At 70.7% G+C, this 18,835-nt stretch carries 22 protein-coding genes and 1 tRNA gene; 13 read left to right on the top strand and 10 right to left on the bottom strand.

The features are described from left to right. The first annotated feature begins 58 nt into the window (after positions 1-58). Positions 59-592, top strand: a complete 534-nt coding sequence (locus AC07NB_RS07300) for a GNAT family N-acetyltransferase (protein ID WP_291836070.1) — start codon at positions 59-61, stop codon at positions 590-592. A 222-nt stretch (positions 593-814) separates the two neighbouring features. On the opposite strand, the gene AC07NB_RS07295 is transcribed toward AC07NB_RS07300, so the two are convergent. The 3 genes from AC07NB_RS07295 to AC07NB_RS07285 form a co-directional block, all read right to left on the bottom strand. Next, positions 815-1,012 (bottom strand): hypothetical protein, encoded by a 198-nt coding sequence (locus AC07NB_RS07295; protein ID WP_494571889.1) that lies wholly within the window; start codon positions 1,010-1,012, stop codon positions 815-817. Between the two features lie 123 nt (positions 1,013-1,135). Then, positions 1,136-1,789, bottom strand: a complete 654-nt coding sequence (locus AC07NB_RS07290; RefSeq protein ID WP_494571888.1) for a BA14K family protein — start codon at positions 1,787-1,789, stop codon at positions 1,136-1,138. 56 nt (positions 1,790-1,845) lie between these two features. After that, complete coding sequence (locus AC07NB_RS07285; RefSeq protein WP_291836062.1) at positions 1,846-2,361, bottom strand: hypothetical protein; 516 nt, start codon at positions 2,359-2,361, stop codon at positions 1,846-1,848. Between the two features lie 137 nt (positions 2,362-2,498). On the opposite strand from AC07NB_RS07285, the gene AC07NB_RS07280 reads away from it, so the two are divergent. Continuing rightward, positions 2,499-3,701: a threonine ammonia-lyase gene (locus AC07NB_RS07280; protein WP_494571887.1), complete on the top strand. Its 1,203-nt coding sequence runs from the start codon at positions 2,499-2,501 to the stop codon at positions 3,699-3,701. Beyond that, on the top strand, positions 3,682-4,215 hold the full coding sequence (bamJ, locus tag AC07NB_RS07275) for a BamJ family beta-barrel-assembly machinery protein (protein ID WP_494571886.1): 534 nt from the start codon (positions 3,682-3,684) through the stop codon (positions 4,213-4,215). Before AC07NB_RS07280 ends, bamJ begins: the two co-directional genes overlap by 20 nt. On the opposite strand, the gene queG is transcribed toward bamJ, so the two are convergent. The 3 genes from queG to AC07NB_RS07260 all read right to left on the bottom strand — a co-directional run bounded on the left by queG (position 4,212) and on the right by AC07NB_RS07260 (position 7,070). After that, complete coding sequence (queG, locus tag AC07NB_RS07270; protein WP_291836053.1) at positions 4,212-5,249, bottom strand: tRNA epoxyqueuosine(34) reductase QueG; 1,038 nt, start codon at positions 5,247-5,249, stop codon at positions 4,212-4,214. The genes bamJ and queG overlap by 4 nt on opposite strands. A gap of 156 nt (positions 5,250-5,405) precedes the next feature. Then, positions 5,406-6,089, bottom strand: coding sequence for an FtsZ-binding protein FzlA (gene fzlA / locus AC07NB_RS07265; RefSeq protein ID WP_291836050.1), 684 nt, complete (start codon positions 6,087-6,089; stop codon positions 5,406-5,408). A 48-nt stretch (positions 6,090-6,137) separates the two neighbouring features. Continuing rightward, positions 6,138-7,070, bottom strand: coding sequence for a cation diffusion facilitator family transporter (locus tag AC07NB_RS07260; RefSeq protein ID WP_492314067.1), 933 nt, complete (start codon positions 7,068-7,070; stop codon positions 6,138-6,140). A 135-nt stretch (positions 7,071-7,205) separates the two neighbouring features. Here AC07NB_RS07260 and AC07NB_RS07255 point away from each other — a divergent pair, with 135 nt between their 5' ends. Together AC07NB_RS07255 and AC07NB_RS07250 are read left to right on the top strand one after the other, a co-directional pair. Continuing rightward, the gene (locus AC07NB_RS07255; RefSeq protein ID WP_494571885.1) at positions 7,206-8,363 is read left to right on the top strand and encodes a citrate/2-methylcitrate synthase; all 1,158 of its coding nucleotides are present in this window, start codon (positions 7,206-7,208) and stop codon (positions 8,361-8,363) included. A gap of 27 nt (positions 8,364-8,390) precedes the next feature. Continuing rightward, positions 8,391-9,194, top strand: coding sequence for an undecaprenyl-diphosphate phosphatase (locus tag AC07NB_RS07250; protein ID WP_291838681.1), 804 nt, complete (start codon positions 8,391-8,393; stop codon positions 9,192-9,194). Positions 9,195-9,416: 222 nt separating this feature from the next. On the opposite strand, the gene AC07NB_RS07245 is transcribed toward AC07NB_RS07250, so the two are convergent. Next, complete coding sequence (locus AC07NB_RS07245; protein WP_492314065.1) at positions 9,417-10,388, bottom strand: complex I NDUFA9 subunit family protein; 972 nt, start codon at positions 10,386-10,388, stop codon at positions 9,417-9,419. 175 nt (positions 10,389-10,563) lie between these two features. On the opposite strand from AC07NB_RS07245, the gene AC07NB_RS07240 reads away from it, so the two are divergent. The 5 genes from AC07NB_RS07240 to lptB all read left to right on the top strand — a co-directional run bounded on the left by AC07NB_RS07240 (position 10,564) and on the right by lptB (position 13,514). Beyond that, positions 10,564-10,650: transfer RNA gene (locus AC07NB_RS07240), tRNA-Leu, on the top strand. A 299-nt stretch (positions 10,651-10,949) separates the two neighbouring features. Then, on the top strand, positions 10,950-11,564 hold the full coding sequence (locus AC07NB_RS07235) for a ribonuclease D (protein ID WP_291838676.1): 615 nt from the start codon (positions 10,950-10,952) through the stop codon (positions 11,562-11,564). A gap of 9 nt (positions 11,565-11,573) precedes the next feature. Next, positions 11,574-12,227 carry an LPS export ABC transporter periplasmic protein LptC gene (gene lptC, locus AC07NB_RS07230; protein WP_494571884.1) on the top strand — a complete coding sequence of 218 codons (654 nt, stop codon included), beginning with the start codon at positions 11,574-11,576 and terminating at the stop codon, positions 12,225-12,227. Further along, on the top strand, positions 12,227-12,703 hold the full coding sequence (locus tag AC07NB_RS07225; protein ID WP_291838669.1) for an LptA/OstA family protein: 477 nt from the start codon (positions 12,227-12,229) through the stop codon (positions 12,701-12,703). Before lptC ends, AC07NB_RS07225 begins: the two co-directional genes overlap by 1 nt. 19 nt (positions 12,704-12,722) lie before the next feature. Beyond that, a complete protein-coding gene (gene lptB, locus AC07NB_RS07220; RefSeq protein WP_492314064.1) occupies positions 12,723-13,514 on the top strand; it encodes an LPS export ABC transporter ATP-binding protein in 792 nt (263 codons plus the stop codon). Between the two features lie 2 nt (positions 13,515-13,516). On the opposite strand, the gene AC07NB_RS07215 is transcribed toward lptB, so the two are convergent. After that, the gene (locus tag AC07NB_RS07215; RefSeq protein WP_494571883.1) at positions 13,517-14,272 is read right to left on the bottom strand and encodes a DUF805 domain-containing protein; all 756 of its coding nucleotides are present in this window, start codon (positions 14,270-14,272) and stop codon (positions 13,517-13,519) included. A 134-nt stretch (positions 14,273-14,406) separates the two neighbouring features. On the opposite strand from AC07NB_RS07215, the gene AC07NB_RS07210 reads away from it, so the two are divergent. Further along, positions 14,407-14,844: a hypothetical protein gene (locus tag AC07NB_RS07210; RefSeq protein ID WP_492314062.1), complete on the top strand. Its 438-nt coding sequence runs from the start codon at positions 14,407-14,409 to the stop codon at positions 14,842-14,844. 16 nt (positions 14,845-14,860) lie between these two features. Here AC07NB_RS07210 and AC07NB_RS07205 read toward each other — a convergent pair whose 3' ends face one another. Beyond that, entirely contained in the window at positions 14,861-16,438 is a 1,578-nt protein-coding gene (locus AC07NB_RS07205; RefSeq protein ID WP_494571882.1) for a phage tail sheath family protein, read from the bottom strand. 325 nt (positions 16,439-16,763) lie between these two features. Between AC07NB_RS07205 and AC07NB_RS07200 the strand changes: the two genes are divergently transcribed. Further along, positions 16,764-16,922 (top strand): hypothetical protein, encoded by a 159-nt coding sequence (locus AC07NB_RS07200; protein ID WP_492314060.1) that lies wholly within the window; start codon positions 16,764-16,766, stop codon positions 16,920-16,922. On the opposite strand, the gene AC07NB_RS07195 is transcribed toward AC07NB_RS07200, so the two are convergent. Further along, the gene (locus AC07NB_RS07195; RefSeq protein ID WP_494571881.1) at positions 16,919-17,359 is read right to left on the bottom strand and encodes a VOC family protein; all 441 of its coding nucleotides are present in this window, start codon (positions 17,357-17,359) and stop codon (positions 16,919-16,921) included. The genes AC07NB_RS07200 and AC07NB_RS07195 overlap by 4 nt on opposite strands. Before the next feature lie 145 nt (positions 17,360-17,504). Here AC07NB_RS07195 and AC07NB_RS07190 point away from each other — a divergent pair, with 145 nt between their 5' ends. Further along, positions 17,505-18,830, top strand: coding sequence for an Hsp70 family protein (locus AC07NB_RS07190; protein WP_494571880.1), 1,326 nt, complete (start codon positions 17,505-17,507; stop codon positions 18,828-18,830). Positions 18,831-18,835: the final 5 nt, after the last annotated feature.

Below are 18,835 nucleotides of genomic sequence, written 5' to 3'. Positions count from 1 at the left end.
CGCCTCGAACACCGCCCGAGCCCTCCAAGGAGGCGGTGAGTTCCGAATGAGGCGTGTCATGTGCGTGATCGAACCCTCTCCCGTCGTCGAGACCCGGCGCCTGGCCCTGCGCAGCCCGCAGGCCCAGGACATCAGCCGTCTCACGGCCCTGGCCAATGACGCCGACATCGCGCGGATGACGCTGCGCATGCCGCATCCCTTCTCGACGGCCGACGCCGAGGCCTTCGTGCTGGCCGTCGCGGGCCAGGATCCGGCCCGCGCCCGCACCTTCCTGATCGACCACGAGGACCACGGGCCCGTCGGCGTGATCGGCCTGTTCGAGGACGGGGATATCGGCCCGGAGGTCGGCTACTGGATCGGCCGCCCCTACTGGGGCCGCGGCTACGCCACCGAGGCGCTGGAGGCGGGCGTGGTCTGGGCCAGCCGCAACTGGCGCCGCCGCGCCCTGGTCGCGGGCCATTTCGACGACAACCCCGCCTCGGGCCGCGTCCTGGAAAAGGCGGGCTTCCTGTACACGGGCGAGGTCCGCAAGGGCTTCAGCCGCGCCCGGAACGGGGAAGCCCGTACGCGCCGGATGGTGTGGCTGGCCTAGCAGGCGCTTTCTCCCTCCCCTCGTGGGGAGGGATGTCGGCGCGCAGCGCCGACGGGGCGGGGTTCGTAAGGGCGGAAGCGCCGCTCCCCACCCGACCTCGCTTCACTCGGCCACCCTCCCCAGAAGGGGAGGGAGACGCCTGCGCGAAGCGCCAGGCCGCGTCGGGTCGGGAGGTCCCGCAGGGCCGACGGTCCGCGGCCCAACAAAGAACGCTCTTCGGCTTCAGCCGAAGAGCGTCGGCCCGAACACCGCCGCCAGGGCGATCGCGCCGCCGGTCACGGCCACGACGGCGCCGGCGATGAAGGCGATCAGGGTGCGGGCGCTACGCTGACGGCGCAGGCCGCCGGTCTTCACGCCGCGCAGGATGACGAACGGCTTGGGACCGAAGACCTCGGACCCGGAAATATTGTGCTGGGACATGACGCTCCCCCTCGACTACGCCCGGACGGGCGGGGCCAAGGAGCGGGCCGCAGAGGGCGAAACAATGGCGAACGCCGATCACCCACACGTCTGTGATCGGACGAACATTGTCAGGCGTCTAGCTTAGCCGCACCAGACCAGACGGCCGCTGTAGGCCCGATAGTAGCCGCTGCCGGGGTCGTAGGAGCGGTAGGTCGCCCGGCACCAGTCGATGCGGCGCCCGTCCCGGGAGCCTCCCGCATAACCGCCGCGATAACCGCCGCCGGGGAAGACCACGTCGGGCCGCCCATAGGCGCCCTCATAGGCCGTGCCCCCCTGATTGTGTCCGCCGTAGCCATAGCCGCCGTAGTACTGCGAGCCGTAGCCGCGGCGCGGGTAGTAGCCGTGACCGCCATAGCCGTAGCGGCCGGAGTCGTATCCGTCGCCGTCGCCGTACCGGTAGCCGGCCAGCTGGCGATAGTCGCTGCGGGCCTGCGGGCTGACGCGGCGGCGCTGGTCGCGCCAGCGGTCGCCGCAGTCGTCGCGGCTGGCGTCCCAGAACCGGTCGCAGCGATAGTCGCCCGGCCGGTCCAGCTGGCTGCGCCAGTCGAAGTTCGACGGCACGGCGTTCGAGCGGTAGCGCGGCGTGTAATAGCGGCTCCCGCCGTCCGGATCGTAGCCGCCGTTATAGCCGCTGTTCCCGTACTCATGGCCGTAGCCGCCGGCCCACGACTGGGCGGCGGCGGGGGATGCGGCCAGGGCCAGGCCGGCCGCGGCGATCAGGAGGGAGGCTCGCATGGTTAATTCTCCGAAGCGGCCCGATACGCGGCCTCGAAATACGGCGTTGGAGGCACTCAGGGCAGGGTGACGGCGATCCGTCCGTTACGCGTCTCGACGTGACGCATCAGCACCACGCGGTCTCCCCCGGCGCTAACCGGGGCGATGATGAACCAGCCGCCCGCGGGCAGGCCGACGAAGTCGAAGGTCCCGTTCCGGCAGGTCTCCGAGCGCACGAAGGAGCGGTAGTCGGCGTTGGGATCGGCCACGGTCCGGGCGCGCACCACGGCCTCGGGCAGGGCGGCGCGGTCGGTCGAGCCGTACAGGGTCCGGAACCGGGCGCGGGTATAGGGGGTGTCCGGCGTCAGGGCGACCGAGCCGGTGCAGCTGAAGACCTGGCCGTCGCGGCGATAATCGACCCGGCCCTCGATGGCCGCGCGGCCCGAGGTGCTGGACCAGGCGAAATCATCGGCGCGGAACGCGGCCGGTCCGGCCGGCGCGACGGGCCCCATGGGCACGGTCTCGCAGCCCGCCAGCACGGCGGCTGCGGCGGTCAGGGCGGCGAGGGGCAGAAGGGACCGGGCGGTGGACATGGGCTCTCTCCGGGCGGGGGCGGGTCGAACGCCCGATCAGACGCTCAACGCCGCCATAAGGTCAAGGTTGCGACCTCTTGGACCGTGGTTCACAAGCGCGCAACAAACCGGCGCGAGACCGGCTATAGGGGACGCTCATGACAGTGACGTTTGACGATATTCTGGCGGCTCGGGACCGGATCGCCGGTCAGGTGGACCGCACGCCCGTACGCTATTCCCGCCGCCTGTCGCAGCTGACCGGCGCCGAGGTGTGGATCAAGTTCGACAACCTGCATTTCACCGGCAGCTTCAAGGAGCGCGGGGCGCTGAACCGCCTGCTGCAGCTGACGCCGGAGGAGCGCAAGCGCGGCGTGGTGGCCGCCAGCGCGGGCAATCACGCCCAGGCGCTGGCCTATCACGGCGGCCGCCTGGGCGTGCCGGTGACCATCGTCATGCCCGAGGGCACGCCCTTCGTGAAGGCGGACGGCACGCGGGCCCATGGGGCCACCGTCGTCATCAAGGGACTGGATTTCTCGGGCTCCACCGAAGAGGCCCACCGGCTGCGCGACGAGGAAGGCTTCGTCTTCATCTCGGCCTTCGACGACGAGGGAATCGTCGCCGGGCAGGGCGTCTGCGGCCTGGAGTTCATGGAGGACGCGCCGGATCTCGACGTCCTGATCATCCCGATCGGCGGCGGGGGGCTGATCGCCGGTTCGGCCATCGCGGCCAAGGCCATGAAGCCGTCGATTCGCATTTTCGGGGTCGAGGCGGCGATGTACCCCTCGTTCAACGCCAAGCGGCGCGGCGAGGCGCCCAGATGCGGCGGCCAGACCATCGCCGAAGGCATCGCCATCAAGGCCGTCGGCGACATTCCCTTCGCCCTGGCCGAGCCGCTGATCGAAGAGGTCTTGGTCTGCCAGGAGGCCGATTTCGAACGTGGCGTCTCCTATCTGGCCACCATGGAGCGGACCGTCGCCGAGGGCGCGGGCGCCGGCGGGCTCGCGGCCATGCTGGCCTATCCGGACAAGTTCAGGGGGCTGAAGGTCGGCATCGAGCTGACCGGCGGCAATATCGACGCCCGCATGTTGGCCGTGGTCCTGAACCGCGAACTGGTGCGCGAGAAGCGGCTGATCGTCTATCGCATCCTGGGCGACGACCGCCCGGGCATGCTGTCCAAGATGAGCGCCGTGATCGGCGGCCTTGGCGGAAACATCATCGATGTCGTGCACAACCGGCTGGCGCTGGACGTGCCGGCCAAGGGCGCGGAGTTCGACATCATGGTCGAAACCCGCGGCGAGGCGCATGCGCAAGAAATCAGACAGGGACTTGAAGGTGCGGGTTATGAACTCCGGATGGGCTAGGGGCGTCGCCGTCCTGGCCATGGTCGCGGCCCTGGCCGCCTGCAATCGCGCGCCGGACACGGGCGGCGCCGACGCCGAGGCCAATCTGAAGGCCGGGCAGGCCTTCATGGAACGCAACGCCAGGGCTGAGGGCGTTCAGACCCTGCCCGGCGGCATCCAGTACAAGGTCCTCCAGTCCGGTCCTCCGGGCGGCGAGAGCCCGGACAGCAATGACCTGGTGCGCGTCGAGTACGAGGGCACCCTGACCGACGGCACGGTCTTCGACAGCAGCTATGAGCGCGGCCAGCCGGCGGTCTTCACCCTCGGCACGGTCGTCGCGGGCTGGACCGAGGCGCTGCAGCACATGAAGGTCGGCGACGAGTGGATCGTCTACCTGCCGGCCGACAAGGCTTACGGCGACGCCGCCAAGCCCGGCATCCCGGCCAACAGCGTGCTGGTCTTCCGCCTCAAGCTGTTGGCCATCGCCCGCGCCGAGGGCGGCGAACGGGTGGTCGGCGTCACCGCCAACGCCTAACGGCCGGGGAGTCGGGACAGCGCCCATTCGGCCGCATCCCGCACCACCGGCGCGGGATCGTTCAGCAAGGCTTCGGCCGGGCCGATCAGGTCGGCGTCGCCGCTGTTGCCGATGGCGTACAGGACATTGCGCACGAACCGGTCGCGGCCGATGCGCTTGACCGGGCTCTTCGAGAACAGGGCCCGGAAGGCGGCGTCGTCCAGCGCCGCCAGATCCGCCAGCCGGGGCGAGACCAGGGCGTCGCGCGCCTGCACCCGCCCCTCCTTGGCCGCCGCGGCGAACTTGTTCCACGGGCAGGAGGCCAGGCAGTCGTCGCAGCCGTAGATGCGCCCGCCCGTCGCCGCGCGGAACTCCTCCGGCCAAGGGCCCGCGAACTCGATGGTCAGGTAGGACAGGCACCGCCGGGCGTCGAGCTGGAACGGCGCCGGGAAGGCGTTGGTGGGACAGGCGTCCAGGCAGGCGGTGCAGGTGCCGCAGTGCTCGCCTTCCGGCGGGTCGGGCTCGAACGTCGTGGCGCTCAGGATGACGCCCAGGAACAGCCAGTTGCCGTGGCTGCGCGACAGCAGGTTGGTGTGCTTGCCCTGCCAGCCCAGCCCGGCGCGCTGGGCCAGCGGCTTCTCCATCAGCGGGGCCGTGTCGACGAAGACCTTCACCTCTTCCTTGGTGCGGGCGGCGATCTGGCCCGCCAGGGTCTTCAGCCGGCCCTTGATGACTTCGTGATAGTCGTCGCCGCGCGCATAGACCGAGATGTAGCCGGCGGACCGGTCTTCCAGTTCCGGCAGGGGATCGTGCTCCGGGCCATAGTTCAGGCCCAGGACGACGGCGGTCTTTGCGCCGTCCCACATGGCGGTCGGATGGGCCCGGCGCTCCAGCGTCGTCTCCATCCAGCCCATGTCGCCGTGACGCCCCGACTCGACGAAATGCGCCAGCCGCTCGCCCGCGCTCCACGGCTCGGACGCCGAGGCGAACCGGCAGACGTCGAAGCCCAGGGCGGCGGCGCGCTCGCGAATGAATTTACGGGGATCGGCCGCCATGGACGCTATCTCACACACCGCTCATCCCGGCGAAAGCCGGGACCCAGTCCTGTCCAGCGTGACGCCGGCATTTCAGGACCGGCGATGACGCATGCCCTGCAGAGGCGGATCACCCAGAACACTGGGTCCCGGCTTTCGCCGGGATGAGCGGAGATCTCAGAAGTCGAGGTCGGCGTAGTGCGCCGCCGCGGCCACCCCTGGGAAGCGGTCCGTCAGCAGGGGACGGAAACAGGGGCGGGATTTCAGCTTCATGTACCAGGTCTTGAGCGCCGGATAGTTCGCCCAGGCGATCTCGCCGAAATAGTCCAGGATCGACAGATGGGCCGCGGCGACGATGTCGGCCTGGCTCAGGCGGCGTCCGGCCAGCCAGTCGCGTTCGGCCAGCAGGCCTTCCAGCATCGTCAGATGGCCGCGCAGCGCCTCGCGCCCGGCGCGCAGCTGGCGCGCTTCGGGCGGGCCCAGCCGCAGCAGGGGCTTCTCCATCCGCTCGTGCAGCAGGACGGCGTCGACCTCGTCGGTGAAGCGGCGGTCGAACCAGCCGACCAGGCGCCGGGTCTCGGCGCGCTCGAACGGATCGGCGGGGACCAGGAAGGGCTCGCGGTCGCGGTCCTCCAGCCAGCCCAGGATGGCGGCCTGCTCGCACAGGGTCAGGACGCGGTTGTTGGCGGTGGTCTGCAGCACGGGCGTCATGCCGGACGGGTTCAGGGCGCCGACGGGGCAGTCCGGCTCCCACGGGCGCACGGCGTTCTCCTCGAACGCCACCTTGGCTTCGCCCAGCGCCAGTCGCGCGGCGCGCGAGACGGGGTCGAAGGCGAAGTGAAACAGGACGGAGACCGACATCCCGCACTCCATGCGCCCAAGCCCGTTAAGCGGGCGTTAGTCATCGCGTCAGGACCACGGGCCTTTTTGCCCCGTCGCCTGTGTCGCGTCCGGCTCCACCGGTCCGCGCGGGTCGGGATGGATCAGGATGTCGGCGTGCGGCCACAGGGCCAGCAGGCGCGCCTCGGCCTGTTCCAGGATGTCGTGGGCCTCGGCCAGGGTCAGGGTCGGCGCCATGTCGACGTGCATCTGGATCGTGGTCACCGGCCCCGCCTGACGGGTGCGCAGCCGGTGCACGCCGGCGATGCGCGGGTCGGACAGGATGGCGCTGGTGATGGCCACGCGGTCGGCGTCCGAGGTCGCCCGGTCCAGCAGCTGGTCGGCGGCGTCCTTCAGCACGGCCGTGGCGCCCCAGAACAGCCAGACCGCGACCACCAGGCCGGCGGCGGCGTCCAGCCCCGGCGCCTTCAGGAACGTGCCCGAGATCACGCCGATCAGGACCACGGCGCTGGCCGCCAGGTCGGAGGCGTAGTGGGCGCGGTCGGCGGCCACGGCGACCGAGCCGCTGGCCTTGATCGCCCGGCTCTGCCGCCAGATCAGCCAGACGGTCAGCGCCATGGAGATCAGGACCACGCCGACGCTCCAGGTCCCCGACGTCACCGGGCGGGGATCGAACAGGCGCTGGATGGCCTCCCAGCCGATGAAGACGCTGGAGGCGAACACCAGTCCGGCCTGCACCAGCGCGGCCATGGCCTCGCCCTTGCCGTGGCCGAAGCGGTGTTCCTCGTCCGGCGGGGCGGCGGCCCAGCGCACGGCGAAGAAGGTGGCCAGGGAGGCGATCAGGTCCAGCGACGAATCCGCCAGCGAGGCCAGGATCGACACCGACCCCGAGGCGCCCAGGGCGAAGGCCTTCAGCGCGATCAGCACCACCGCCACGCCCACCGACAGGCGCGTGACGCTGCGGGTCGCGGCGTGGGCGTCGTCGAGGGAGGAGGCGGTCATGACGCCTTGTCGCGGAAACCCGTGACCCTGCCAAGGCGCCGTGCGCGTACCGACGTTAGCGTGTTCGTCACGAAAGGGTCCCATGGTCGCGTCCCATTATGGTTTCCGGGCGCTGAACAGCCGGGGGAGACAGGCATGGACACGTCCGGCGAGCGCTGGATCGGGCGAGGCGAGGCGCTGGACCGTCTGCGGGTCAAGGCCCAGACGCTCTACGCCTATGTCAGCCGTGGCCGGATCGCCGCCCGTCCCGACCCGAACGATCCCCGCCGCAGCCTGTACGCCGTCCGGGACATCGCGCGCCTGACCGGCGATGCGGTCGACGACGGCGACGAAGCGCCGCGGACGGCCGAACGCGGCCCCGCCGCGCGCGGCCAGGCCGATCTGGAATCCTCGGTCAGCGTCGTCGCCTCGGGCCGCCTGTTCTATCGCGGCCTGGACGCGGTCCAGCTGTCCGCCACGGCGACGCTGGAGGACGTGGCCCGCGGCCTGTGGGGCGCCCGGACCGCCAATCCCTTCGCCGAGATCCGGCCCCGCGTGGGCGTGACGCCCGGCGGATCGACCCGCGCCCGCCTGTTCACCGCCCTGTCGCGCCGCGCCGAGGAAGACGCCGACGCCAAGCCGCGCACGCCCGAGGCCCTGCGCATTGAATGCGCCCGCGTGCTGGACGAGGCGGTCGATGCCGTCGCCGGCCCGGGGCCCCGCTTGTTCCTGCACCAGCGTCTGGCCCGCTTCTGGAAGGCGCCCGAGCGCGACGCCCAGCTGATCCGCCGGGCGCTGGTCCTGTCGGCGGACGCCGGCATGGACGCCGCCGTGGTCGCGACCCGCGCCGCCGCCGGGGGCGGAGCCTCCCCCGCCGCCGCGGCCCTGGCCGGACTGGCCGTTCTGGCCGCCTCGCGCACCGTGGGCGAGACCGCGTCCGCCTCGGCTTGGATCATCGCCGCCCGCCGCTCGCCCGCCGAGGCTGCCCGCGATGCGGCCGGGGCCGGGTTCGGCGATCCGGACTGGGCCGCCGGCGATCCCCGCGCCGCCAGCCTCCTGGCCGCCGCCGAACTGCCGGCCGACCTGGCCCGCGTCCTGCGCGACGGTGAGGCGGTCACGGGACAGCCGCCGGGCTTCGCCCTGGCCCTCGCGGTCGCCGTGCGCCGCATGGAGCTGCCGCGCGACGCGGCGCAGGACATCCTGCTGACGGGCCGCCTCGCGGGTTTGCTGGCCCATGCGGTCGATCAGATGCTGGACGGCTCGCCTATCCGGGCGCGCCTGCGCTATGTGGGGCCCGAACCGGGCGCGAACTGACCCGACATCATCTTTGAAAGGACGCGCATGGCGGACTGGCTGGCGGCGATCATCCTCGGCCTGGTGGAAGGCCTGACCGAATTCATTCCGGTCTCGTCCACCGGCCACCTGCTGCTGACCAAGGAGGCTCTGGGCCTGCCGCCGGAGCCGTGGGACACCTTCATCGTCATGATCCAGCTGGGCGCGATCCTGGCGGTGGTGGCGCTCTACTTCCAGCGCCTGTGGAAGGTGCTGGTCGGCCTGCCGGGCAAGGATCCGGCGGCGCGCATGTTCGCCCTGTCGGTGCTGCTGGCCTTCATCCCGTCCGCCATCGTCGGCCTGCTGTTCCACGACTTCATCAAGCGGGTGCTGTTCAATCCCACGATCGTCTGCGTGACCCTGATCCTGGGCGGCTTCGCCCTGATCGCGCTGGAGCGCTGGGCGCCCCCGGCCCGCACCGAGGATTCCATGAAGTTCAGCTGGAAGACGGCGCTGGGCGTCGGCCTGTTCCAGTGCCTGTCGATCATCCCGGGCGTGTCGCGCTCGGGCGCGACCATCGTCGGCGGCCTGCTGCTGGGCGTCGACAAGCGGGCGGCGGCGGAGTTCTCGTTCTTCCTCGCCATCCCGACCATGGTCGCGGCCTTCGGCCTCGACTTCTGGGAGAGCCGCGACCTGATCAACGGCGACGTCGCCGGACTGATCGGCATCGGCTTCGTGGTGTCGTTCTTCAGCGGCCTGTTCGTGGTCAGGACCCTGGTCGACTTCGTCGGCCGCTACGGCTTCGCGCCGTTCGCCGCCTGGCGGATCCTGGTCGGCGGCGTCGGCCTGCTGGCCATCTGGGCCTACGGCTGATCCCGGAGCGCCGGAAGTGGCGAGTGGTTAGTGGTTGGTGGTTGGTGGTTAGTGGTTAGTGGCTGGCCACCAGCCTGCGACAGCGCGGTTTGCGCCGCCCTTCCGCCGGCACTGTCAGCGGAAGGGCGGCGCAGGTCTTGTGGCTGCACCCTGCCGGCCAACCACTAACCACTAACCACTAACCACTTCCCCGAAGGTCCGCGCTCCGCCGGAGGCGGTGGCTCAGGCCGCCGTCGCTTCCGCGAACTGACCGCCGCGGCGGTAGCGCCACAGATAGCTGGCGGCCACGGCCTCGACGCCCGTGGGCTCGATGTCCAGCGCGGCCAGGCCCTGGGCGTCCGCGGCGACCACGTTGTCGCTCTCCAGCAGCACCACCTGGTCCTTGGTCAGCACCGGCTTGAAGCCGAGGGCCGCCGGGATCTGGGCGAAGGTCCCGATCAGCTTGGCGATGGCGAAGGGCAGGGGCAGGAAGCCCGGGGTGCGGTAGGTCTCGCGCGCCACCAGCCTCAGCACGTCCTCGAAGGTCATCACCGCCGGGCCGCCCAGCTCATAGGTCTGGCCGCCGGCTTCGCTGCGGCTCGCGGCGCGGGCCACGGCCTCGGCCACGTCGCCGACATAGACCGGCTGGAATTTCGTCTGGCCGCCGCCGATCAGCGGCAGGACGGGGGCGATCTGGGCCATGCCCGCGAACTTGTTCAGGAAGTCGTCGCCGGGGCCGAACACCACCGACGGACGCAGGATCACCGCGTCCGGCTTCACTTCGCGCACCGCCATCTCGGCCTCGGCCTTGGTGCGGGCGTAGTCCGACTCGCTCTCCGGATTGGCGCCCAGGGCCGAGACCTGGACCAGACGGTCCACGCCGGCGGCGGCGCAGGCTTCCGCGATCTTGCGCGACGCGCCGACGTGCAGGGCCTCGAAGGTGCGCGCGCCGGCCTCGTACAGGATACCGACCAGATTGATCACGGCGTCCGCGCCGCGAACCGCCTCGGCCACCTGGGCCGCGTCCGTGACGTCGCAGCGGATCGCCTGGATCTGGCCGACCGACCCCGAGGTCTGCAGCTTGTAGGCCCGGTCAGGACGGCGGCAGGCGATGCGGATACGCCAGCCACGACGGGCCAGGGCATGCACAACCTGGCTGCCGACGAATCCCGAACCGCCGAAGACGGTGACCAGGCCGGGGGCGACTTCGCTCATGTCAGACTCCAAAGGCGAACGGCGCGCGGGCGAACCCTTGCTGGGGCGGGGATTAGACGATGGCTGCGAGCCTCGCAACGCAAACGCAAAAAATGGCTGTTGACCCACATGATCCGCTGCCTTAGAGGTCCGCGCCTTCCAGACGAAAACGCCCCCTCGGGGACGCGACGTCCGGGCCCAGATGGCGGAATTGGTAGACGCGCTGGCTTCAGGTGCCAGTGACTGAAAGGTCGTGGAGGTTCGAGTCCTCTTCTGGGCACCAATTATTGAAACGGCGTCGCACTTCCGGTGCGGCGCCGTTTCTCTTTTGGGGCGGGGCTCGATGGGGAACGGCGCCCCGGCTGGCGGCCGTTGGTGCTGGCGAAGTGATTAGTGGTTAGTGATTAGTGGGTGGCCGCGTCTCTGACAGCGCCGGTTGCGCGCCGCCGCCTGCGGCGTCGACCCACTAATCACTAACCACTAATCACTAGCTGGGCTCCGTCAGCCGCGATTAGCCGCCTGCCGGCTCCGTCAGACGACATTGGCCTCGCCTCCTGCGCCGCTGCGCGCTACCTACGGCTCATGACGGTATTTCTGCACGAAGGCGATCTTCCCGACGGTCTGGACCTGGGTCCGGTGGTGGCTGTCGATTCGGAGACCATGGGGCTGCGCTTCCGCCGCGATCCGCTCTGCGTGGTCCAGCTGTCGTCCGGCGACGGCGACGCCCATGTCGTGCGCCTGAACCGGCCCGCCTACGACTGCCCGAACCTGAAGCGGGTCATGGCCGATCCGGCGGTGCTGAAGCTGTTCCACTTCGGCCGCTTCGATATCGGCATGTTCCAGCTGCATCTCGGCGTCGAGACCCGTCCGGTCTACTGCACCAAGATCGCCTCCAAGCTGGCCCGCACCTATACGGACCGCCACGGCCTGAAGGATGTCGTGCGCGAATGCGCGGGCGTCGAACTCAGCAAGGCCCAGCAGTCCAGCGACTGGGGCGCGGCCGTCCTCACCCAGGCCCAGTTGGACTACGCCGCCTCCGACGTCCTCTACCTGCACGCCGTGAAGGCCAAGCTGGACGAGATGCTCGAGCGCGAGGGCCGCACTGAGCTGGCGCGCCGCTGCTTCGACTTCCTGCCCACCCGTTCGGCCCTCGACCTCGCGGGCTGGGACGAGCAGGACATCTTCGCCCATGCGTGACGCGCACTGATGATCGAGCCGGTCGAGAGCCGCACCGCCGAGGACGAGGCCCGCGTCGCCGCGACGGCCAAGGCCTTCCGCTCGCGCTCCCGCCGGGTCCAGCTGCTGCGCCGCCTCCTGCCGGTGCTGATCCTGGTGCTGGCCGGCGGCACGATCAGCTGGGTCGTCCTGCGCACCGTCATGTCGGACGTCGAGCGCAAGGCCGGGACCAGCCGCGAGGTCCGCCTCGACAACCCCATGTTCCACGGCCAGGACGCCGCGGGCCGCAGCTTCGTCATCGGGGCCAAGGGCGCGGTTCGGGATCCGGCCACGGGCCGCTTCCGCCTGATCGGTCCGGCGCTCCGCCTGAACCTGGGCGGCCGCAAGGTCACCACCCTGACCGCCGACGGCGGTACGTACGACGAGGTCGCCAAGACCGTGACCATCGGCCCCAACGTCCGGATTTCCGACGGCGGCACCGGCTTTACGCTCGTCACGCCCGAGGCGGTGGTCAATACATCGACCGGCGTGGTGACCGGCGACAAGGGGGTTCAGGGAACCGGCCCCCTTGGAACGATCAACGCTTCGTCCTATGCGATCTATGAACAGGGCCAACGGGTCGTGTTCAGCGGTACGGGCGATAACAAGGTGCGCGGGACCGTGAACCCGGCGAGGGCGAACTGATGAGCAAGACCACACTTCTGACCGCCGCCGCGCTCGGCCTGGGCCTGATGGCTCTGCCGACGATCGGCGACGCCCAGAGCTTCCAGGGCGGGCAGCCGATCACCTGGGGCGCCGACCGCGTCGAATATGTCGGCAGCACCCTGAACCTCATCGGCCGCGCCGAACTGATCCAGGGCGACAACCGCCTGCGCGCCGACCGCATCGCCGGTCTGGACCAGACGGGCGACAGCCGCGTCGAGGCGACCGGCAACGTCTATCTGGTCACGCCGGAACAGACGATCCGCGGGGACCACGCGGTCTTCACCACCAGCAACGACACCGTCATCCTGACCGGCGACGTGATCCTGACCCAGGGCGAGAACGTCGTCACCGGCGCCCGCCTGGTCTACAACACCCGCACCGAGGCGGCGCAGATGGAAGGCGGCTCGGGCCGTCGCGTCCAGGGCGTCTTCCACCCCCAGACCCGGGGGAACTGAGCTTCGGCTCGGGTGTCGCGTGGCGCGCAAGGAACTCTCAGCCCTCAACGTCCATGACGCGGTCGCCCCGGCGCCGGTCGAGGCCGCGCGCGCGACCGGCCTGCGGGCCGAGCACCTGGCCCGCTCCTTCGGCCAGCGCCAGGTGGTCCGCGACGTCTCCCTGACCGTCCAGCGCGGCGAGGTCGCGGGCCTGCTGGGTCCCAACGGCGCGGGCAAGACCACCTGCTTCTACATGATCACCGGCCTGATCCCGCCGGACGCCGGCTCGATCTGGCTGGACGGCGAGGACATCACGGCCCAGCCGATGTACCAGCGCGCCCGCATGGGCCTGGGCTATCTGGCGCAGGAGGCCTCGATCTTCCGCGGCATGACGGTCGAGCAGAACATCCGCGCCGTGGTCGAACTGCACCAGACCGACCGCAAAAAGATCGCCGAGGAGACCAGCCGCCTGCTGGAAGAGCTCCGCATCGACCACCTGCGCCACGCCCCGGCCTCGGGCCTGTCGGGCGGCGAGCGTCGCCGTTGCGAGATCGCCCGCGCCCTGGCCGGCAACCCCAGCTTCATGCTGCTGGACGAACCCTTCGCCGGGATCGACCCCCTGGCCATCGCCGACATCCGGCAGGTGATCCGCTATCTGGCGGGCGAGGGCATCGGCGTCCTGATCACGGACCACAATGTCCGCGAGACGCTCGAGATCATCGACCACGCCTCGATCATCTCGGGCGGTTCGGTCCTGTTCGAGGGCAAGGCCGAGGACGTCATCCGCGACCCCGAGGTCCGGCGCGTCTATCTGGGCGACATGTACGCCTGATTTCAGCCGTTGCGGCGTCCGAACGGCTGCGACGGCGCCGTGCCGGGATCATAGGCGGGTCGCCCCCAGTCGACCGGCGCGGCCTGGCGGGTCGGCGCCGGCTCGGTCTGCGGTCCCGGACCGAAGTCGAATCGGGGCTTGTACGCGGACTCCGCGCCCGTCTCGCCCCTGGCCTCGGCGAACAGGCTCTCCAGCCGCGCCTCGTCATAGATCCCGCCGCCCGAGGAATAGCCGCCCGAACTGGGATCGCGCGGGTCGCCGCCGAACTGGTTCTCGCCGCGCGTGCCGGGCAGCAGGGTCAGGATCAGCAGGACGCCCTGGCAGACCATGCCGATCATCGACAGCACGCCCGCCGCGCCCAGCCCGGTCAGGACCGTGCCGACGAAGGCCTCGCGGCTCGCGCCCGCCCCGACCGCGCCGACGGCCGTGGCGATCGTGCCGATGACCATCACCGAGCTGAGCAGGCTGGGCACGATCAGGCACAGCCAGATCGCGCCGCGCCCGCTGTCGTGCAGTCGTCGCACCAGCACCGCGTAGTTGGGCACGATCAGGGCGGCCAGGCTGATCAGGATCACGCCGAAGGCGATCAGCACGCCGGGCGTCGCCTGGGCGGGTTCGCCCGAGCCCATGGCGCCCAGGGTCAGGCCGACCAGCAGGCCGTACCAGAGCCCCTGCAGCACGGCGAACAGCCAGTACTCGCTCCGGCTGGCGCGACCCTTGAAGTCGGCATAGCGGATCAGCGGTCGGAACATCACCATGGGGGCCCCCCGGAAAGCCTGTCGGACAAGGCTCAACCTGTGGGCGAGCGATGAACATGTCGCTGACGGAAGGGGTTAACCGCCGCGAGACGGTCCCGCTTGCCCCCGGCGGGCCGGTGTCGCACACTCCCGCCATGCAGAGACATCGCGCGCTTTCCCTGACGGTCGCCGTCCTGTTCACCGGGCTTCCGACCGTCGCCCTCGCCTGCGATTTCGCGATACCGGCCGACCCGGCGGGGCGCGAGGCCGCGGCGCGGGCCACGATCGACCAGTTCGCCGCCATCATCGACGCCGAGGTCGTCCGCGCCCCGGCGCCCGGCCGTCCCGCCCTCGTCCGCGCCGTCCGCGTCTTCAAGGGTCCGCGGCTGGAGATGTTCGAGATCGGCCCGCAGCGCACTTCCTGCGACGCCGGCATCGGGGGCGTCGGATCGCGCCAGCGGCTGTTCCTCACCGGCGGCCCGGACCTCTGGTACGCGGGCGACACCGCCTCCTACCCGGCTGACGAGGACCGGCTTCTCGGCTCCGACCGCGAGCAGGACTGGCCCTTCGTCGGCGTGGCGATCCAGCCCTGACGAAGGCGCCGCCGCCCTAGCCCTGCCCGGCCGTCTGCTGGATGTTCAGGATCACGAACTCGGCCGGTCTCACCGGCGCGAATCCGATCTGGATGTTCACCCGCCCGGCCTCGATGTCGGCCGTCGAGGTGGTGGTGGCGTCGCAGCTCACGAACCACGCCTGGTTCGAGGCGGATCCGAACAGGGCGCCCTGTTTCCACAGGTCGTTCATGAACGCCGACACCTGGCTGCGCAGGCCCGCCCAGAGGACTTCGTCATTGGGCTCGAACACCGCCCACTTCGTGTTCTGCAGGGTCCATTCCGTCAGATAGAGCATCAGCCGCCGGACCGGGATGTAGGCGTAGGGATCGCCCAGCACGTCGGCGCCTTGCAACGTGCGCGCCCCCCAGATCACCGTGCCGCCGATGGGGAAGGTGCGCAGGCAGTTGACGCCCAGCGGGTTCAGCAGGCCGTTCTCGGCGTCGGTCAGCACGGCGGGCAGGCCGGCGACGCCGTTGATCGCCGCGTTCAGCCCCGCCGGGGCCTTCCAGACGCCGGACTGGACATCGGTCTGCGCCCACACGCCGGCCATGTAGCCGCTGTTGGGGAAGGTCCGGACCTGGCCGTTGCGAAGCGGATCGACCGCCTGCACCCGGGGGAAGTAGACTGCGGAACTACGCCCCGCCTCGACGCTGAACGCGCCCAGGTCGGCCGGCGACACCGCCTGCAGCTCGCCCCGCGCATAGTCCGCCTGCCATCGCGTCGGCGGATCGATGATCAGCATCGCATTGCGCATCACGCAGTATTCCGCCGCCCTCTGGTAGACGACCGGCGGCGTGTCGCCGTCGACGTCGTCGGGCGGAATGCACAGAATGTTGAAGCCCGGCGTCTGGTCCAGCGCATACAGGCCGGTCTTCCGGACCGGATCGCCCAGCCAGGCGCCGATCGACAGGGGCGCTGAATCCCGGCCGCCCTGGCCCTGGCCGGTCGCGCCCGCCGCCACGGCCCCGCCGCTGCTCCAGGTCGCCAGTTGCGACTGCTCCGCCAGCACGTGGCGCAGCAGCAGTGCGGGATAGGCCGGGTCCAGGGTGACGTTGGCGAACCGCTCGCTCCGGACCGCGCCGTTCGGCGCCTCACAGGCGACGGTCAGGTTGAACAGGCCGGCCGGATCGGACACCCCCAGCCCGCGCGCGACCTCCGCGGTGACGCCCGCCGTATCGACCGTGGCGCTCAGCCGGTCGCCCCAACTCCCGGGCGAGGCGGCGGCCAGCACCAGCGGCGCGCCGTCTCCCGCCGGCCCCGCACCGAGCGACAGGGTGGCGCGGCAACCGTCGGTGTCGCCGCCCGCGGGCGCCTCGAACAGCCGCACGCACACCGCCTGGCCCCCGCCGTTCTCGAAGAAGGCGCTGACCTGGTAGGACATCGAACTGTCCCCATCCAGGCCGCCGAAGACGCGGTGGTAGTCCCCCCAGTTGTTCACCGTCACGGGCGTATCGACGGGCCCCATCGGCGCCCGGCCGATGAAGGCCGCCAGCGAGGTCGTGACCCCGACGTCAGGCGGCGCCGCGCCGATCTCCTGCACATAGACCCCCGGATACGAGACCGTCAGCGCCATTATCCCGTCCCCGAGGCCGTGTCCGGTCGCCGCCGCCCCACGCGCGGTCCTGGAAGCCCGACCGGAGTGAGCACGCGAACGGCCGCCGCCGCAAGCGGCCCGCCCTCGGCGCGGCGCCGCCCGGATTCCATCAGGGTGTCGATGGGCCCTGGGCGCCGAGCAGGCGCATATGCAGCTTGCACATCCCTGGCTGGTTCCGGCGTTCTCTCGATTGTTTGCGACCAAGTCCAGCCAAGAGCATTAGCCACGGGCGCGGCCTCTCCAGCGGGCCCGGGTGCTGCCTATGGGTCCATACACTTTGAAGGTCTTTCACAAGGGCAGCCCCGTGCCCACCGAGACGGCCCACGCCAGGCGCGCGCCGGAAGTTCTGGCGAAGATCAAGGACCTTCTGGAGAAGCACGCGGACTGTCACAGGGTCCGCGTCGAGACCCTGACCGCTCACCTGTTCACCGTCGATTGCAACGGCGACAGGGTGGAGGACTAGCACGGCTCCGCCAGCCCGATCAGCAGCCCCTCGGGCCCGCGGATGTAGCAGAGGCGGTAGGCGTTCTCGTACTGCACCACCTCGCCCACCAGCTGCGCCCCCAGCTTGCCCAGCCGCGCCAGCACGTCGTCGATGTCGCTGACCGTGAACATGGCCCTGAGATAGCCCAGGGCGTTCACGGGCGCGGTCCGGTGGTCGGCGACCACGGCGGGCGCCAGGAACCGCGACAGCTCCAGCCGGCTATGCCCGTCCGGCGTCACCATCATCGCCACCTCGACGCTCTGGTCTCCCAGCCCCGTCACCCGCCCGGCCCACTCCCCCTCGATCCGGCCGCGCCCCTCGCAGGTCAGGCCCAGTTCGACGAAGAAGGCCACGGCGTCGTCCAGCGACTCCACCACGATGCCGACGTTGTCCATTCGCAGGAGTTGGCTGGGCATGGGATTGGGTCCGGTGATCAGTTCGCGGCGTCGGTATCGACCGCCGTACGCAGGAACGCCAGAGCGGGCGAATCGGCGCCGCCTGCCGGTTCCGCCCCGGCGGCGCATGCGCTAGAAGCGCCGCCCACCGCCGGGAGCCGCCTTCATGACCACTGACATCGCCCCCACGGTCGGTATCGACTTCGGCACCACCAACACCGTCGTCGCCGTCGCCGGCGCGGACGGCGAGGCGACCGTCCTGCGCTTTGACGCCCCCACCGGTCAGGTCACCGCCTTCCGCTCGACCCTCAGCTTCCAGATCCGCCAGTCCGCTGACGGTCAGCCGCCCGAGCGCATCGTCGAGGCCGGGCCCTGGGCCATCGAGGCCTATGTCGAGGACGCGCTCGACACCCGCTTCATCCAGTCGTTCAAGACCTTCGCCGCCAACGCCGCCTTCACCGACACGGTCATCGACAACCGGCGCTACAGGTTCGAGGACCTGCTCAGCGCCTTCCTGCTGCGCCTGCGCGCCCATGGCGGCGAGGGCATGGCCGAGCTTCCGGCCCGCGTCATCGTCGGCCGCCCCGTCACCTTCGCGGGCGGCGCCCCTGACGAACAGTTGGCGCTGAAGCGCTACGAGACCGCCTTCGCCCGGCTCGGCTTCACCGACATCCGCTACGCCTACGAACCCATCGGCGCGGCCTTCTTCTTCGCCCGCACGCTCCAAAGCGACGCAAGCGTCCTCGTCGCCGACTTCGGCGGCGGCACCAGCGACTTCTCCGTCGTCCGCTTCGAGCGCGGCCTGGAGGGCCTGCGCTCCACCCCGCTGGCCCGCTCCGGCGTCGGCGTGGCGGGCGACGCCTTCGACTACCGGATCATCGACCATCTGGTGTCGCCCGAGCTGGGCAAGGGGAGCGAGTACCGCACCTTCGGCAAGACCCTGCCCATCCCCCAGCGCTACTACAGCGCCTTCGCCCGCTGGGACCAGCTGGCCCTGCTGCGCGCGTCCAAGGACATGCGCGACATCCGCGCGCTGGCCCGCACCGCGCTGGAGCCGGACAAGCTGGACCGGATGATCGAGGTCCTCGACGACAACCACGGCTACGCCCTCTACAAATCCGTCGCCGCGCTCAAGATGGCCCTGTCCAGCCAGGAGCAGGCCGATTTCGTCTTCGCCGCCGGCTCCATCCGGATCGAGAAGCCGGTCACCCGCGCCCAGTTCGAAGACTGGATCGCCCCTGACCTCGCCGCCATCGAGGCCGCCGTCGACGAGGCCGTCCAGCGCTCGGGGCTCGCCCCCGACCAGATCGATCGCGTCTTCCTGACCGGCGGCACCTCCTTCGTCCCCGCCGTCCGCGACATCTTCCACCGCCGCTTCGGCGCCGACCGCATCGAGACCGGGGGCGAGTTCGAATCCATCGCCTCGGGCCTGGCCCTGATCGGGCGGGAGGCCGATCTGGATGTGTGGAGCGAGCCGGCGCCCGCGGCCTGACCGCC

Source organism: Brevundimonas sp. GW821-FHT09G01 (assembly GCF_059416065.1).
This window is presented reverse-complemented; position numbering and strand designations above follow the sequence as displayed.